The following is a 16,635-nucleotide window of genomic DNA, read 5'->3' as shown; positions in this document are numbered from 1 at the left end:
AGCTCCTCAGGCGAACAGGCGGTCGGTGTTGATAAAGCCGCGCTCGTTTTCCGGGCGCGACGTGCGGCAGTGTTCGGCGACGCTGGAATCGGCGTTCATCCAACTGAGTTTCAGCGGTTGCGGCGCGTAGTTCGGGTTGGGGTCCATCGGGTGTTGCAGTGCGGTCAGCACCACCAGCGTGTCCATCGGCGCGTAGAGTTCGATGTAGTCACCCGCCCTGGAATTGCCCGGCACAAAATGCAGGCCGCCGCCTTCGTCAACGCTGACTCGGCTGAACAGGTTGAGGGTCATCAACAGGTCGGAAAGCCCCAGCCCCCACTTGCCCAATTCCACCAGCAGGTTGTCGGTGCCGTTGCGCAAGAAGCCGTTGCGCAGCTCCTGATAGCGGCCCTGGCCGTACTTTTCAGCGACCTCGGCGGCGCACAGCACGCCGCCGATGCTGTCACTCCAGCCGCAGGTGTCGGCGGTGATCGCGGCCAGCACGCGGCCCATGTCCGAGTACAGGCAGTGGCCGCGGGTGAGTTTGGCGGTGTGTTGGCATTTGAGGCTGTCGGGCAGGTTCAGGCGCTCGGTTTTTTCGTTGGCATTGAGCAGGGTCAGGCTGACGTTGGCACCGCCGCGAATATCCGTGAGGCGCAGCAGCTGGCCGCGCTTGAGCACAAAGGAGCGGTGGCCGCCGCCGGGCAGCATTTCTTCGGCGAAGGGTGGGAACAGTTCAATGGAATCGGTCATTTGCAAGTCGCTCCAAGTTCGGCGGCCAGCGCTTTGCGGCGCTCGCTGTTCAAAGGGATGTCGTAGGTGATGCGCGCGCCATAGGCGCCGGGTGCGTGGGGGTCGACGCGGACTTTGTCGAACACCAGCAAGCGCGTGCCGAGGCTGAAGCCTTCGCTGAGGTCGTGGGTGACCATGAACACCGTCAGCCGGCTTTCGCGCCACAGCGCCAGCAACAGCTGGTGCATGTCTTTGCGAATGCCCGGGTCGAGGGCGCCGAAGGGTTCGTCCAGCAGCAACACGCGGGGTTTCATGATCAGTGCTTGGGCGATGGCCAGGCGTTGCTGCATGCCGCCGGAGAGCTGCGCCGGGTATTTGTCCAGTGCGTGGCCGAGGCCGACTTTTTGCAGCAGGGCGGCGGCCTGTTCCCGTGCGTCTTGTTTGGCTTTGCCGAACAGTCGACCCAGCAAGCGTGAGCGCGGCAGTTCCAGGCCCAGCGCAACGTTGTCCAGCACAGTCAGGTGCGGGAACACCGAGTAACGCTGGAACACCACGCCACGGCTGGCATCCGGCTCGCCGGCAAGGGGTTGGCCGTCCAGCAGGATCTGGCCTTTGCTCGCGGTTTCCTGGCCCAGCAACAAGCGCAGGAAGGTCGATTTACCGCAACCGGAGGTGCCGACCAGGGTGCAAAATTCACCCTCATTGACGTGCAGGTTGAGCCCTTCAAGCACCACCTGGTCGCCATAGCGCTGCCACACATTGTTGACGCTGATAAAACTCATGCGCGCGCTCCTTCGTACCAGGGGAACACACGCCGCGTGAGGGTTTTGAGGCCCCAGTCCATCAGCCAGGCGAGCAGGGTGATCCACACCACGTAGGGCAGGATCACGTCCATCGCCAGGTAGCGGCGCACCAGAAAGATCCGGTAGCCGAGGCCGTCGGTGGAGGCGATGGCTTCGGCGGCGATCAGGAACAGCCACGCCGAACCGAGCATCAGCCGCAGCGAGATCAGCAGGCGCGGCAGCAGTTGCGGCAGTACCACGCGCAGCATCAAGGTCCAGGTGGACGCGCCGAGGGTCTGCGCTTTCACCAGCAGCTCCACGGGGATTTCCCGCGCGCGTTGCTCCAGGTCACGCGCCAGCGCCGGGGTGATGCCGATGACGATCAGCATCACCTTGGACAATTCATCCAGCCCGAACACGATGAACAGAATCGGCAGGATCGCCAGTGGCGGCACCATTGATAGCACCGTGAGCAGGGGCGATAACGGCGCGCCAAACAGCGGCAATGTGCCGGCGGCGATACCCAGGCACAGGCCGGCGAGGGCGCTGATGCCCAAGCCAATCGCCAGGCGGCGCAGGCTGGAGGCGCTGTCTTGCCACAGCACGTACTCACCGGTGCGCGTGTCGGCACTGAACGCCAGGCGTTTCACCGCGTCGCCCATCTGCACGGCGCTGGGCAGCAGTTTGTCGTTGGGGTTGTCCGCCAGGCGCTCGGCCGAGCCTACAAAGTAGGCCAACAGCAGCAGGGCGAACGGCAGCAGCACCAACAGCAGGCGGCTGGAGCGTTCCGGGTGACGGTTGATCAGGCGCATGGCCGGGTCCTCTTACAGCGTGCCGTCGGCGGCCATCTGCACGTAGCTGGGGTCGAAATGCAGCTTTAGGTTGGCGGTGTCGCCGCTGGTCACGCCCTTGGCGAAGCTCATGCCCACGGCGCTGGCGTCCTTGGCGCCTTCGCCGAGCAGGCCGTGCTCAAACGAGAACTCGGCGACCTTGCGCAGGGTGGCGGGCAATTGCGCGCTGGTGGCGAACGCCAGGGCTTCCTTGGGCGTGGCGAACAGCTTGGTGGTGTCCAGTTGCGCCTGGAAACCCTTGAGGTCGGTGCCGGAAGCCTTGGCCATATGTTCAAGCGCCGCGGTGCTGGCGGCGTTTTTGGCGTTCATCAGCGCAACCACTTCAAACCACGCGCCGGTCAGCGCTTTGCCCAGGGCCGGGTTGTCTTTGAGGGTTTGGGTGTTGACCACCATCATGTCCATGATTTCGCCGGGCACTTTGCTGGAGTCGAACACCTGGGTGACGCCCGGCTTGGCCTTGATCTCGGAGAGCATCGGGTTCCAGGTGGTCACGGCTTGCACCTGGTCGGTGTTGAAGGCGGCGGCGATGTCGGCGTCGGAGGTGTTGACCACTTTGAGGTCTTTTTCGGTGAGGTCGGCCGACTCCAGCGCGCGGGCCAGCAGGTAGTGGGACACCGAGAGTTCCACCAGGTTGACGTTCATGCCCTTGAGGTCGGCCACGGTCTTGCCGGTGCCCTTGATCACCACGCCATCGTTGCCGTTGGAGAAGTCGCTGACCACCAGCGCAGTGCTGTCCACACCACCGGCGGCGGGAATGGTCAGGGCGTCCATGTTGGTCATGGTGCAGCCGTCGAACTGGCCGGCGGTGTATTGGTTGATGGATTCGACATAGTCATTGAGCTGCACCATGTCGATCTTGATGCCGTACTTGCTGGCCCACTTGTCGAGGATGCCTTGGCTGCCGGCGTATTCCCACGGCATCCAGCCGGCATAGATAGTCCAGCACACACTGAAGTGGTCTTTGGCAGCAGCTTGGGTTTGAACGCTCAGCACGGCGGCGAAGGCGGCGGCGAGCAGGGCGGGTAAACGGATTGCGGGCATGGGGCTTCTCCAGTTGAACATGGGCGAGCAGGAGCAACGCGGCACCGCGAACGGTGGCTTGTCTCCCGGGCTTTTATCCCGCCGTGTAACCTCAACTGGAGGTCGCCAACTCTCGGACCAGCCACTCGCTTTTCAAGCGAGCCGGAACCCTAGTCGGCCATTGCAAATTGTGGTGCCGCGAACCTGTGATGAATCCTGCACGGGAGAGGCAAAGCGAGAGTCGTGCCAACTGGGCCAGAGGCCCGGTTTACGGCCGGGCGCGGCGGGGAAGGGGGGTGTGCGTGCGCCACTCGGGTGCGTTGGCGCACTGCAATGAGGCGGTTACAACCGGAACTTGCTGACCAGCACATTGAACGAGGTGGCCAGGCGCGACAGGTCCTGGCTGGAGGCGTTGGTCTGGTTGGCACCGGCAGCGGTCTGGGTCGACAGGTCCTGGATGTTGAGGAGGTTGCGGTCCACTTCGCGGGCTACCTGCGCCTGCTCTTCCGACGCGGAGGCGATCACCAGGTTGCGTTCGTTGATCTTCGCCACGCTGGCGGTGATGCGTTCCAGGGCTTCGCCGGCGTTTTGCGCCAGGGTTTGGGTGTTGTTGGCCCAGGTGAGGCTTTTGTTCATGGCGGCCACGGCGTCATCGGCGCCGACCTGCACTTCGCCGATCATTTTTTCGATATCGACGGTGGAGGTCTGGGTGCGATGGGCCAGCGCGCGGACTTCATCGGCCACCACCGCAAAACCACGGCCTTGCTCACCCGCGCGTGCGGCTTCGATGGCAGCGTTAAGGGCCAGCAGGTTGGTCTGGTCGGCGATACCGCGGATCACGTCGATCACCTTGCCGATCTCGCGCACCTGGCTGGCCAGGTCGGCCACCGATTGTGTCGAATCGTTGATCTCGACCACCATCGAACTCATACCGGACACGGCCTGCGCCACCTGCTCACGGCCTTCCTCCGCTTCAGTGGTGGCCTGGCGCGAGGCTTCGGAGGTCGACACCGCATTGCTGGCCACTTCATCCACCGCCGCCGTCATCTGGTTGACGGCAGTGGCGGCTTGCTGGATTTCGTCATTCTGGCGCGTGAGGCCACGGCTGCTTTCGTCGGTGACCGCACTGAGTTCTTCGGCGGCGGAGGCGAGCTGGTCGGCGGCGTTGGCGATTTCCACCAGCGTGCTTTTCAGCCCGCCCTGCATGTCGGCCAATGCCATCAACAATTTTCCGGCTTCGTCAGTACGGTCGGTGATGATGGCTTGGGTCAGGTCACCCTTGGCAATGCGTTGGGCGCTCTCGACGGCCTGGGCGATAGGGCGGGTGATCAGGCGGGTGATCAGCACGCCAATGATGAGGGCGATGATGAAGGCCAGCACGATGCCGCTGATCATCCAGGTCAACGCGCTGCTGCGCAGGTCGGCGGCGGCGGCGGCGCCTTCCTCGATCTGGCGGTTGTTGGAATCGATAATCACACGGATCAGCTCGCGCGCCTGACGGAACAGCTCATTGTTGGTGCTGTTGAGCTGAGCGCGCGCCTGCTCGAGCTGGCCGCCGTTCATCATCGCGACGATGCGTTCGGAGTTGCTGATGTAGGTGGGCCAGATCTGGTCGAGCTTGTCACCGGCTGCCCGTTCGTCGTCTGCCAGCGGCGTGGCGCGGTAGGTGGCGTAGGCGCTCTGGCTGCGTTTGAGTTCGTTGGCGATGTCCTGGGTCACGCGGTCGCGGTCCTGGGCGGAGACGTCGCCCTTGCTGGCGTCCAGCAAACGGTACAGACCACGGTTGTGGGCGACCAGACCATTGAGCGTACTTGCCGTGTTGCTGACGGAAACCAGGTTGTTGGAGAACGTGAGTTCCAATGCGCTGGAAAGGCGCACGACGCTTTTGATACCCAGCAGGCCAACCCCGAGGGTGACCAGCGCGCACAGTAGGAATGAAAGCAGCAGCTTGGTTGAAATTTTCATGACTCTAATCCGGCGATATTGGCGAGGGGCGCACGATAGAGCCTCCCTGGCCATGTGCGATGTCATAGTGACATCATCGCAATCGACAAGGTTCCGGGCCAGCAAAATTTACTGAATCGATAAAGTAACTTGATAGTTACCGGGATGCGCAACGGATCGTATCGACCGCCTACGGTCATGTATCAAGTTGTTACCAAAACGCACCAGATCTGGTTTTCGATGTCCGATACTGTGTCATTCGGCGAAAGCCGGGTGCCGCCCTCCCGCGTCGCTGGAGGTGCTCTTCCGCGGTCCAGGAGGCCGCCATGTATCGACGACTGCTGCTCAGCGCTTTACTCGGTCTTACCCTTTCTGCTTGTGTGCCCTACTACGATGGAGGCGGTAGCTACTATCGATCCGAGGTCTACACCGCGCCGGCGCCGGCGTATTACTACGGCGGTGGCACGTACTATTCGGCGCCACGTTATTACGCACCGGCTCCGCGCTATTACGCCCCAGCACCGCGTTACTACTCGGCGCCGCGTTATTACCAACCGGCCCCGCGCTACTACCCTTCGGGCCCAAGGGGCGGTTACCGGCCTTATCCGAACCAGGGTTGGGGCGATCACGGCGGCAGAGGCGGGCACGGTCGGGGTGGCGATCATGGAGGTGGCCGCGGCGGTCACCGCTGACAAGCCTTGAATGCAAACGGCGCAGGAAGCGCCGTTTTTTGTGGGCGACACTTTTCAGTAATCGGACAAGTCCGCCAGCGGATGCCGGCCTTCCCACACCTTGTTGAAATGCGCCTGCACCACCGCGTCCGGGATCGTATTGATATCCGGCCAGTGCCAATGGGGCGTCTGGTCCTTGTCGATCAAGCGCGCTCGCACGCCTTCGGCAAACTCCGGGTAACGGCAGCAATTGAGGCTCAGGGTGTATTCCATCTGGAACACCTCGGCCAACGACAGGTGCCGCGCCCGCTGGATCTGCTCCCACACCAGGTGCGCGGTCAGCGGGCAACCGTCACTCAGGTTTTTGCCGGCGCGGCTGAACAGCGGGTCCGCATGCTCGCGTAACGGGCTCAGGGCGCGCCAGGCACAGCGCACATCCCCCACATCCAGCCATTCGTCGATCTGCGCACGGCGCGGCAGCCATTGTGCTTCGGGTAGCTGGCCGACGGCTTCCTGGGCGAGCGCCTTGAGCAGGCTGCTGAGCTGCATTGCGGTTTGTTCCTGCCAGTTCAGTTGCAGCAGGCCATCTATCAACGCTTCCTGCTGGTCATCGCGCATAAAACGGTCGGCCAGGCCCAGGTCCAACGCATCACGGCCGTTGATATGGGCGCCGGTGAGGCCAAGAAATAACCCCAGCTTGCCCGGCAACCGCGACAGGAACCAACTGGCCCCCACATCCGGGTACAAGCCGATGCTGATCTCGGGCATGGCCAGGCGGCTGCTCGGTGTGACGATGCGCACCGAAGCGCTTTGCAACAGGCCCATACCACCGCCGAGCACATAACCGTGCCCCCAGCAGATCAGCGGTTTGGGGTAGGTGTGCAGGCGGTAGTCGAGGCGGTACTCAGCGGCGAAGAACTGTGCGGCCAGGGCGGGCACGACGCCGGGCTGCTCACGGCAGGCTTGGGCGAGGCTGCGGACTTCGCCACCGGCGCAAAAGGCTTTGGGCCCATTGCCGCGCAGCAGCACACACACGATATTCGGGTCTTTGGCCCAGGCTTCCAGGCGTTCGCTCAGGGCCAGGATCATGGGCAGGGACAGCGCGTTGAGGGATTTTTCCGCGTCCAGGCTGGCGATGCCGAGGCGGGCACCGTCGCTGCCGGTCAGCTCTTCGAAGTGCAGGTTCATTGTGACCTCAATCGAGACAGTGAGCGATCAGTATGATCGCTCCGTGGGAAAGTGCCGTTGATGTGTCAGATCAATTGACAAGCGGGGTCGGCTTTCCTAGGGTTCGCCCATTCTTTTTTTACACGATGAACAAACCATGACCGAAGGCGACCGTATCAAACTCGAACCCAGCTGGAAACACGCCCTGCGGGAAGAGTTCGACAAGCCCTACATGGCCGAACTGCGCGAGTTCCTGCGCCAGGAACATGCCGCCGGCAAAGAGATCTACCCGCCTGGCCCGCTGATCTTCAACGCGCTCAACTCTACGCCGTTGGACAAGGTCAAGGTGGTGATCCTCGGCCAGGACCCCTACCACGGCCCCGGCCAGGCCCATGGCCTGTGCTTCTCGGTACAACCGGGCGTGCCGACGCCGCCGTCACTGGTCAATATCTATAAAGAGCTCAAGCGCGACCTGAACATCGACATTCCCAACCACGGCTGCCTGCAAAGCTGGGCCGACCAGGGCGTGCTGATGCTCAACACCACCATGACCGTGGAACGCGCGAATGCCAATGCCCACGCGGGCAAGGGCTGGCAGTTCTTTACCGATCGTGTGATCGAAGTGGTCAGCGAGCACCAGCCGCACCTGGTGTTCCTGTTGTGGGGCGCTCATGCGCAGGGCAAGCAAAAGCTGGTGGATGCGACCAAGCACCTGGTGCTGACGTCGGTACACCCGTCGCCGTTGTCGGCGTATCGCGGGTTTTTGGGATGTGGGCACTTCAGCCGTACCAACAAGTTTCTTGAGCAGAATGGCGAGACGCCGATTGAGTGGCGATTGCCGCCAGCCTGAAGGTTAACCGCAACCTAATGTGGGAGCTGGCTTGCCTGCGATGACGATCTGTCAGCCAATACATTTATTGACTGAACCACCGCTATCGCAGGCAAGCCAGCTCCCACACTGGAATTTTGTGAAGGCTCAGATTTTTTCCGGCTGGCGGTTCCAGTGCCTGAACAACGGTTCCGCCAAAAACAGCACAAACAACAAACGCATCACCTGCATCGCCGTCACCAATGGCACCGACAGCTGCAAGGTCTCTGCGGTGAGGCTCATTTCGGCAATGCCGCCCGGCATCATGCCCAGGGTGAGTGAACGCAAATCCAGCTGCGTCAGCGCGCTCAAGCCCACCGCTGCCAATGTCGCAAGCGCCATGGTCAAGGCGGTGCCGATCAAGGTACGGCTTATGAACGACGGCGCACGGCGGAAGAACTGACGGTTGAAGTGGCAGCCCAGGCCGCTGCCGATCAGCCATTGGCCGATCTGGCTGCCGCCGTCCGGCAGGCCGTAATGCAAGTCCCAGACAACACTGGCCGTCGCGCTGACCAACAGTGGCCCGAACAGCCACGGGTTGGGCTGACGCAAACGCTGCCAGCCCCAAGCCACCAGCGCGCCGAGCGGGAACAGCAGCGCCAGCCAGCCCCAACTGACTGGGGCCGGGTGAAACTGCGGCGTGCCGCCTTCGAGCAAATACTTGAAGATCGCCGGCACACACAGCACCACCACCAGCACCCGCAGACTCTGCCCCGCTGCGACACGGCTGAGCACTGCGCCATTGCGGGCGCCGAGGTTGACCATCTCACCGGAACCGCCCGGCATGCTGGAGAAGAACGCCGTGGCACGGTCTTCACCGCTGCGGCGCATCAACCACACGCCGACCACGCTCGACAGGCTGGTGATCAACGCACCGAAGAAAATCAGGCCGAAGTGGCTCATCACTTGCTCGATCACCACCGGCGTGAAGTGCAGCCCGATGCCGATGCCCACCACCCATTGGCCGCATTTGCGCCCGCCGGGAATCTCCGCCAACTGCCACGGCGTGAGGCAGCGCACCAGGATGATCGCCAGCAACGAGCCGACCATGTACGGCAAAGGCCAGCCGACGAGGCTGGCCAGGTAACCGCCGGCCAGGCCGACCAGCGGTGTTGCCCACCATTGTTTAAAGGTGACCTCAGACATCGGCCAGGGCGCGACGCTGTTGTGCACGTTTACGGTAGATGCGCACCAGCGGGAACATCAGCATCAGTGCGGTCAGTACCCACACGCCAAAGGTGATCGGGCTGGACCAGAGGATCTCCAGCGCGCCGTTGGAGATCGACAGCGCGCGGCGCAGGTTCTGCTCCATCAGGCCGCCGAGGATAAAGCCCAACAGTACCGGCGACAGCGGGAAGTCCAGCTTGCGCAGGATGTAGCCGAAGATGCCGATACCGACCATCAGGAACAGGTCGAAGGTGGTGGCGTGAACCGCGTACACACCGATGGCGGTGATGATGGCGATCACCGGCACCAGCGCCCAGTTCGGCACAGCGAGGATGCGCGTGAAGATGCGGATCATCGGGATGTTGAGGATCACCAGCATGATGTTGGCGACAAACAACGAAGCGATCAGGCCCCAGACAATGTCCGGCTGTTGTTGGAACAGCAGTGGGCCGGGTGTGATGTTGTACAGCGACAGCGCGCCGATCATCACCGCCGTGGTGCCCGAACCTGGGACGCCGAGGGTGAGCATTGGCACCAGGGCGCCGCAGGCGGACGCACCGATGGCAGTTTCCGGCGCCGCAAGGCCGCGCATGTCGCCCTGGCCGAATTTGCCGCTGGCACCGGCCAGGCGTTTTTCGGTCATGTAGGCAACGGCCGAAGCGAGGGTTGCACCGGCACCCGGCAGCACGCCCATGATGAAACCCAGCAGGCCGCAGCGGATGTTAACTACAAAAACCGCACCGGCTTCCTTGAGGTTGAACATCATCCGCCCGGTGGCTTTTACCGCTTCCTGGCCACGGTGGGTTTTTTCCAGTAGTAGCAGGATTTCGCTGATGGAGAACAGGCCCAGTACCAACACCACAAACTGGATGCCGTCGGTGAGGTGAATGTTGTCGCCGGTAAAACGGTACACGCCGCTGTTGGCATCGATGCCGACGGCAGACAGGAAAAGACCGATCAGCGCCGCAACAAACGTCTTCAGCGGTTTGTCACCGGCCATGCCGCCCAGGCAGACAATCGCGAACACCATCAGTACGAAATATTCCGCCGGGCCGAAGGCAATCGCCCATTTGGCCAGCAACGGCGCAAACAACACCATGCCGCAGGTGGCGATAAACGCGCCGATGAACGAACTCCATGCCGACAGCGACAATGCCACACCGGCCAGGCCCTTGCGGGCCATCGGGTAGCCGTCGAGGGTGGTCATTACGGTAGACGCTTCGCCCGGGATGTTGAGCAGGATCGAGCTGATACGGCCGCCATATTCGCAGCCCAGGTACACGGCCGCGAGCAGGATCAGCGCCGATTCCGGCGGCAGGCCCAAGGCGAACGCGATGGGGATCAACAAGGCCACGCCGTTGATCGGGCCCAGGCCTGGCAACAGGCCGACCACGGTGCCGATCAAGGTGCCGCACAGCGCGGTCACCAGGTTGTAAGGGGTCAGTGCAACGCCGAAGCCCTGGCCCAAATAGCTGAACGTATCCATATCAGTTCTCCAGAACTTCAAGCAGGCCGAGGGGCAGCGGTACATCCATGGCCTTGTCGAACAGCAGGTACAGGCCGATAGCCATGAGGGTGACGATCACCACGCTGGGCAACCAGCGGCCGCCATACAGGCGTGCCATCGGAATGCCGATCAGCATGCTGCTGAGGATGAAACCCAAGGGCTCGAAAGTGCCGGCGAACACGATCAGCAGCGCGACGCAGATACTGATCTTGATCAGGGTTTCGCGGTCCAGCGCCGGTTCTTCTTCAGTGTGCTTGGTTGGCTGTGGGCGAAAGATCATGTAGATCAGCCCCAGGCTCATCAGGCCAAGCATCAGCAGCGGGTAGGCGCGTGGGCCGACCGGCTCGTAGGAAAACGCCGCCTGATACGGCCAGGCCATCAGTGCCAGGCCGGCGCAGACCAGCAGCATCACCGAGGCGAAAATGCGTTGTAAGAGCATGTGGAACTCCTGGGCCGCGCCGCCCGTTAAAGCGGGCGCGGCCGTGCAAAAGAGGGGCGATTACTGGATCAGGCCGAACTCTTTGGCCAGCACTTTGTAGTCAGCCACCTGTTTCTTCACGTAGGTGTCCAGCTCCGGGCCGGTCATGGCGAACGGGAACAGCTCACGCTGGTCACGCAGCTTGGCGAACTCTTCGGAGGCCAGCAGTTTGTCGAACGCTTCTTTCCACCAGGCGTAGTCGGCATCGCTGACTTTTGGCCCGAGGTAGAAACCGCGGACCACTGGCCAGACGATGTCGTAGCCTTGCTCTTTGGCGGTCGGAATATTCTTCATTTCCGGCTCGTCCAGGCGCTCTTCGGCGAACACGGCGAGCAGGCGCATGTCACCGCTGAGGATGTGCGGCATGGAGTCGGAGATGTCGGTACTGCCCACCTGGATGTGGCCACCGAGCAGGGCAGTGGCGATTTCACCGCCGCCTTCGAGGGCGACATAACGCAGCTCGCGCGGGTTGATGCCGGCGGCCTTGGCAATCAGGGCGGTTTGCATCCAGTCCTGGCTGCCGACGGTGCCGCCGGAACCGATCACCACGCTGCCCGGATCTTTCTTCAGGGCTTTGACGAGATCGTCGAGGGTCTTGTAGGGCGAATCGCTTTTAACCGCGATGGCACCGTAGCTGGTGCCGACCGCTGCCAACCAACGCACAGCGCTTTCATCAAAACGGCCGAACTTGCCCTGGGCCAGGTTCAACAGCGAACCGCTGGACCAGGCCACCAATGTGCCGCCGTCCGCTGGGCGCTGTGCTACCACCGCGTTATAGGCCACCGCGCCCACGCCCCCGGGCATGTAGGTGACGCGCATCGGTTTGCTCAGCAGCTTCTCGTTGACCAGCGCGCTTTGCGCCAGTTTGCAGGTCAGGTCAAAACCACCGCCGGGCGAGGCCGGGGCGATGCATTCCGGGCGCTTGGGCTCATCAGCGGCCAGCAGTTGGCCGGCGAACAGCATGCAGCCGGCGGCGAGGGCCAATTTACGCAGTGAATAGGTCATTTTTAACTCCGTCTTTGTTGTTATGGGGTACGACTACCAAAGAGCCAGGCTGTAACTCACCAGCACGCGCACTTCATCCGCATCACGGGCCGAGTAGTTGGAGCGGTACGTGGCGTTACGCAGGCGAAACGCGACATCCTTGAACGTGCCACTTTGCACGATGTAGCGGATCTCGCTGTTGCGTTCCCACTCCTTGCCGGTCTCGCCGTTCTTGAGCTTGATGTTGTCACCCGACAGGTAACGGCTCATGAAGCTCAGGCCGGGAATGCCCAGTTTGGCGAAGTCGTAGTCGTAGCGCGCTTGCCAGGAGCGTTCTTCGGCGCCGGCAAAATCGTTGATCTGTACGAAGTTGACCAGGTACGGGTCGGCGCCATCCACATAGGGAAAGGCGCTGTCGCCGGACATGTGCTGGTAACCGGCGCTGAGCTTATGGCCATTGAGGGCATAGCTGAACAGGCCGTTGAGGGACGTGTTGTCGATCTTGCCGCCATGGGCCGCGCCCGTGTCATCACTGATGGCCAGGCGCAGGTCGGTGCCGAAGGTGCCGGGGCCGAGTGGGCGCGAGGCGACCAGGCCGAGGAAGTGCTGGCGGTACACGTCATCGAGTTGGGCGAAGTGGTAGCTGCCGGTGATCTTGTCGGCGAACTTGTAGTCCACGCCGCCGAAGTTGAAGTGCTTGCCGGTAGCGCCGCTGACGAAACGGCTGTTCTTGTTGTTGAGGGCGATTTCTTCGTAGTCGGTGGAATCGCGGTCTTTGGCTTTATCCAGGCGGCCGCCGGTAAACACCAGGTTTTTGAATTCTTTGGAGGTCAGCAGGCCACCGTTGAAGGTCTGCGGCAGGATGCGGCCGTCGTTGGGCTTGAGGATCGGCAGTTCGGGGATCAGCGCGCCGATCTTGAGTTCGGTGGCGGAGATCTTTACTTTGCCGGTCAGGCCGAGTTTGGAGTAGTCGTCGACAGCGCGGCCGTTATCGGTGGGCAGCAAGCCAGAACCTGTGCGGTCGGGGCTGGAGTCGAGCTTGACCCCAAGCATGCCCAGCGCGTCCACGCCAAAGCCGACGGTGCCGTCGGTGTAGCCCGATTGCAGATTGAGCATGAAGCCCTGGGCCCATTCGTCGCGCTTGGATTGTTGTGCGCTGGTGCCGTCGCGAAAGTCGCGGTTGAAGTACATGTTGCGAGTTTCCAGCGTAGCGCTACTGTCTTCGAAGAAGGCAGCCTGGCTGAGCGGCGAAAAGCCGGCAAGGGCGGTGGCACTGGCAAGGGCGGTCTTGGCAAGACGGGAAAAACGCACAGGCGGGCAAGCCTGGGGCTGGGTCGACAGCATCGTTATGTACTCCGTTATTGTTCTTATTTTGGCGAAAACGCTTCGAGGCGTTTTTCGAGCGCTACGGATCAGGTAGCTCGGCGGGCATTACCCACCGTGGCTGGATGCTAAAGGGCGAAGCTTTCACTAACCTTTCAGTTGTCTTTCAATGTTTTCGGGCTTCACAGGGCAGGCGGCGCCTGTAAACTGCCCGCCAAAGCGTGGCGTCGACCATGCCCGAACGAGGTGAAAATCCATGCGCGTCCTCTTGGTTGAAGACCATCTGCAACTCGCCGAAAGTGTTGCCCAAGCGCTCAAGAGCACGGGTTTGACCGTCGACGTGTTGCACGACGGCGTGGCCGCGGACCTGGCCCTGAGCAGCGAGGAATATGCGGTGGTGATCCTCGATGTAGGGCTGCCGCGCATGGACGGTTTTGAGGTGCTGGCGCGTCTGCGGGCGCGTGGGAAAAATCTGCCCGTGTTGATGTTGACGGCGCGCAGTGATGTTAAAGACCGTGTGCATGGCCTGAACCTGGGCGCTGACGACTACCTGGCCAAGCCTTTTGAGTTGACCGAGCTGGAAGCGCGGGTCAAGGCGTTGCTGCGCCGCAGTGTGCTGGGCGGCGAGCGTCAACAGGCGTGTGGCGTGCTGGTCTACGACCTGGATACCCGGCGTTTCACCGTGGGTGGCGAGCTGATGACACTGACGTCCCGCGAGCAGGCGGTGCTTGAAGCGCTGATCGCGCGGCCCGGCCGCGTGATGAGCAAGGAGCAACTGGCCTCCCAGGTGTTCGGCCTGGACGAGGAAGCCAGCCCCGACGCGATTGAAATCTACGTGCACCGCCTGCGCAAGAAGCTCGACGGCCAGCCCATCGCCATCGTGACCTTCCGTGGCCTTGGCTACCTGCTGGAAGCCCGCGATGCATAAGCCCAGCAGCCTGCGCTGGCGGCTATTGTGGAACCTGGCGCTGTTGCTGGTGGTGCTGATGCTCGCCAGCGGCATGAGTGCTTACTGGAATGGCCGCGAAGCCGCCGACACCGCCTATGACCGCACCTTGCTCGCCTCGGCGCGCACCATCGCCGCCGGGTTGACCCAGGTGGATGGCACCCTGAGCGCCAATGTGCCGTATGTGGCGCTGGACACGTTCGCCTACGACAGTGCCGGGCGGATTTACTATCAGGTCAATGACATCGATCGCAAGCTGATCTCCGGCTACGAAAACCTCCCTGGTCCGCCGCCGGGTACGCCGCGCACCGATGATTACCCGGCGTTGGCGCGCTTCTACAACGCCATGTATCAGGGCCAGCATGTGCGGGTGGTCAGCCTGCTCAAGGCGGTGTCGGAGCCGAACATGAACGGCATGGCGGAAATTCGCGTGGCCGAAACCGACGAAGCACGCGAAAGCATGGCCCGCAGCCTGATGGCCGACACTTTGCTGCGCCTGGGCATGCTGGCGGTCGGTGCGTTGTTGCTGGTGTGGTTTGCCGTGAGTGCGGCGCTGCGCCCGCTGGAGCGCCTGCGCACCGCCGTGGAAGAGCGCCAGCCCGACGATTTGCGCCCGCTGCCGCTGGTGGAGGTGCAACACGAGTTCGGCCCGTTGGTGCGCTCGCTCAATCACTTCACCGAGCGCCTGCGCGGCCAGTTCGAGCGCCAGGCGCAGTTTATTGCCGACGCCGCCCACGAACTGCGCACTCCGCTGGCGGCGCTCAAGGCCCGGCTTGAGCTGGGCTTGCGCAGCAGCGACCCGGCGACCTGGCGCAGCACCTTGGAAACCGCGGCCCAAGGCACTGACCGGCTGACCCACTTGGCCAACCAATTACTGTCGCTGGCACGCATCGAAAACGGCGCCCGGGCGATTGCCGAGGGCGGTGCGCAATTGCTTGACCTCAGCCAGCTGGCGCGGGAACTCGGCATGGCCATGGCGCCGCTGGCCCACGCGCGGGGCGTGGCCCTGGCGTTGGAAGCGGACGAGCCGGTGTGGCTGCGCGGTGAGCCGACCTTGTTGAATGAGCTGTTGAGCAATCTGGTGGATAACGCTCTGGCCCACACCCCATCGGGCGGCAACGTGATTCTGCGGGTGACCGCGCCGGCGATCCTGGAAGTTGAAGATGACGGCCCAGGCATCCCGCTGGATGAGCGGGACCGGGTCTTCGAACGTTTCTACCGCCGCAGCCAGCAGGGCATGGGTTCAGGCCTGGGGCTGGCGATTGTCGGCGAGATCTGCCGCGCGCACTTGGCCCAGATCAGCCTGCACGATGGTGAATTGGCGGGGTTGAAGGTGCGGGTGAGTTTTATCGCGGGGTAGTCAATAGAACATCGAGCGCGCTTCATCCAGCTCCGCACGCAGCGTCTCGCTGTAGGCGTCGATGCGCAGTTTCTTGAGCGCCGGCAGGCTGGTAACGTCTACGTTGGCCAATGGATGCGCGGTGCCGCGGTGGCAATATAGTGCGGCGATTTGCACCACGTCGATGTAATCCAGGCGTGGCGAGTCGCGCTCCAGGTCCAGGTACTGCCCCGGCAGCCTGGCCAGCATTTCCGGGAAATCCCACACACCCAAGAGTTTGTCGCCCAGTAACGGGTGGATGCTGTCGATCACATGGTTGAGGCTGACCGGGTCGGCCAGCAGCTCGTAATGGTCTTCGGCGTAGGTGAGGATCGGCAACACGCCAATCTGATGCACCAGCCCACCGAGGGCCGCCTGGTCTGGCTTGAGTTGGCTATGGTTGCGGCACAGCGCATAACTCACGCCCGCCACTTCCAGGCTGCGGCGCCACACTTCGCGCATTTTAAGTTCGACGACTTCGGAGCGGGCGTGGAAGATCTGTTCCATGACCAGGCCGATGGCCAGGTTGCTGCTGTAGTTGGTGCCCAGCCGCGTGATGGCGGTGTGCAGGTCGGTGACTTCCTGGGTGGCGCGCAGCAGCGGGCTGTTGACCACTTTGATCAGGCGCGCCGACAGGGCGGTATCGCGACCGATCACTTTGCTCAAGTGGCTGATGCTGATATCCGGGTCTTCGGCGGCCTGACGAATGTTCAAGGCCACTTCCGGTAATGTCGGCAGAACCAGGTCATCGTTGTCGATGGCCGTCACCAAAGCCTGTTGGACTTTTTCCGCCAGCTTGTTCATTCATGCTCTCTAGGGTGTTGCAAAAAGGTACGGC

16 protein-coding genes and 1 riboswitch are annotated in these 16,635 nt (G+C 62.6%); of the genes, 4 read left to right on the top strand and 12 right to left on the bottom strand.

What is annotated here, in order from left to right; all coding sequences use genetic code 11:
* Positions 1–6: 6 nt before the first annotated feature.
* The 5 genes from ASE80_RS01765 to ASE80_RS01745 form a co-directional block, all read right to left on the bottom strand.
* Positions 7–732, bottom strand: a complete 726-nt coding sequence (locus ASE80_RS01765; RefSeq protein ID WP_056857391.1) for an urea amidolyase associated protein UAAP1 — start codon at positions 730–732, stop codon at positions 7–9.
* Positions 729–1,493, bottom strand: coding sequence for an ABC transporter ATP-binding protein (locus tag ASE80_RS01760; protein ID WP_056857390.1), 765 nt, complete (start codon positions 1,491–1,493; stop codon positions 729–731). The genes ASE80_RS01765 and ASE80_RS01760 overlap by 4 nt, the downstream gene beginning before the upstream one ends.
* A complete protein-coding gene (locus tag ASE80_RS01755; protein WP_056857389.1) occupies positions 1,490–2,305 on the bottom strand; it encodes an ABC transporter permease in 816 nt (271 codons plus the stop codon). Before ASE80_RS01755 ends, ASE80_RS01760 begins: the two co-directional genes overlap by 4 nt.
* A gap of 12 nt (positions 2,306–2,317) precedes the next feature.
* A complete protein-coding gene (locus ASE80_RS01750) occupies positions 2,318–3,385 on the bottom strand; it encodes a putative urea ABC transporter substrate-binding protein (protein WP_056857388.1) in 1,068 nt (355 codons plus the stop codon).
* Positions 3,386–3,445: 60 nt separating this feature from the next.
* Positions 3,446–3,549, bottom strand: a riboswitch (guanidine-I (ykkC/yxkD leader).
* A 157-nt stretch (positions 3,550–3,706) separates the two neighbouring features.
* The gene (locus ASE80_RS01745) at positions 3,707–5,329 is read right to left on the bottom strand and encodes a methyl-accepting chemotaxis protein (protein WP_056857387.1); all 1,623 of its coding nucleotides are present in this window, start codon (positions 5,327–5,329) and stop codon (positions 3,707–3,709) included.
* 305 nt (positions 5,330–5,634) lie between these two features.
* Between ASE80_RS01745 and ASE80_RS29700 the strand changes: the two genes are divergently transcribed.
* Complete coding sequence (locus ASE80_RS29700) at positions 5,635–6,000, top strand: hypothetical protein (protein WP_017137314.1); 366 nt, start codon at positions 5,635–5,637, stop codon at positions 5,998–6,000.
* A 54-nt stretch (positions 6,001–6,054) separates the two neighbouring features.
* Here the strand turns inward: ASE80_RS29700 and ASE80_RS01740 are convergent, their stop codons facing one another.
* A complete protein-coding gene (locus ASE80_RS01740) occupies positions 6,055–7,167 on the bottom strand; it encodes an enoyl-CoA hydratase/isomerase family protein (RefSeq protein ID WP_056857386.1) in 1,113 nt (370 codons plus the stop codon).
* 136 nt (positions 7,168–7,303) lie between these two features.
* Between ASE80_RS01740 and ung the strand changes: the two genes are divergently transcribed.
* A complete protein-coding gene (ung, locus tag ASE80_RS01735) occupies positions 7,304–7,996 on the top strand; it encodes a uracil-DNA glycosylase (protein ID WP_056857385.1) in 693 nt (230 codons plus the stop codon).
* Positions 7,997–8,122: 126 nt separating this feature from the next.
* Here ung and ASE80_RS01730 read toward each other — a convergent pair whose 3' ends face one another.
* The 5 genes from ASE80_RS01730 to ASE80_RS01710 are packed head-to-tail and all read right to left on the bottom strand — an operon-like array spanning position 8,123 to position 13,494.
* Positions 8,123–9,160, bottom strand: a complete 1,038-nt coding sequence (locus ASE80_RS01730; RefSeq protein ID WP_056857647.1) for an AbrB family transcriptional regulator — start codon at positions 9,158–9,160, stop codon at positions 8,123–8,125.
* Positions 9,153–10,667, bottom strand: coding sequence for a tripartite tricarboxylate transporter permease (locus ASE80_RS01725; RefSeq protein WP_056857384.1), 1,515 nt, complete (start codon positions 10,665–10,667; stop codon positions 9,153–9,155). Before ASE80_RS01725 ends, ASE80_RS01730 begins: the two co-directional genes overlap by 8 nt.
* Before the next feature lies 1 nt (position 10,668).
* The gene (locus tag ASE80_RS01720) at positions 10,669–11,127 is read right to left on the bottom strand and encodes a tripartite tricarboxylate transporter TctB family protein (protein ID WP_056857383.1); all 459 of its coding nucleotides are present in this window, start codon (positions 11,125–11,127) and stop codon (positions 10,669–10,671) included.
* Between the two features lie 60 nt (positions 11,128–11,187).
* Positions 11,188–12,171, bottom strand: coding sequence for a Bug family tripartite tricarboxylate transporter substrate binding protein (locus ASE80_RS01715; protein ID WP_017137320.1), 984 nt, complete (start codon positions 12,169–12,171; stop codon positions 11,188–11,190).
* Between the two features lie 33 nt (positions 12,172–12,204).
* Complete coding sequence (locus ASE80_RS01710; RefSeq protein ID WP_056857382.1) at positions 12,205–13,494, bottom strand: OprD family porin; 1,290 nt, start codon at positions 13,492–13,494, stop codon at positions 12,205–12,207.
* Positions 13,495–13,729: 235 nt separating this feature from the next.
* Here ASE80_RS01710 and ASE80_RS01705 point away from each other — a divergent pair, with 235 nt between their 5' ends.
* Positions 13,730–14,401: a response regulator gene (locus ASE80_RS01705; RefSeq protein ID WP_017137322.1), complete on the top strand. Its 672-nt coding sequence runs from the start codon at positions 13,730–13,732 to the stop codon at positions 14,399–14,401.
* A complete protein-coding gene (locus tag ASE80_RS01700) occupies positions 14,394–15,779 on the top strand; it encodes a sensor histidine kinase (protein ID WP_017137323.1) in 1,386 nt (461 codons plus the stop codon). Before ASE80_RS01705 ends, ASE80_RS01700 begins: the two co-directional genes overlap by 8 nt.
* Here ASE80_RS01700 and ASE80_RS01695 read toward each other — a convergent pair whose 3' ends face one another.
* On the bottom strand, positions 15,780–16,601 hold the full coding sequence (locus ASE80_RS01695) for an HDOD domain-containing protein (protein WP_056857381.1): 822 nt from the start codon (positions 16,599–16,601) through the stop codon (positions 15,780–15,782).
* Positions 16,602–16,635: the final 34 nt, after the last annotated feature.

Source organism: Pseudomonas sp. Leaf15, assembly GCF_001421425.1.
Classification (GTDB): Bacteria; Pseudomonadota; Gammaproteobacteria; order Pseudomonadales; family Pseudomonadaceae; genus Aquipseudomonas; species Aquipseudomonas salomonii.
The sequence above is the reverse complement of the archived record's forward strand: the minus strand, read 5'-3'. Positions and strand labels throughout refer to the sequence as shown.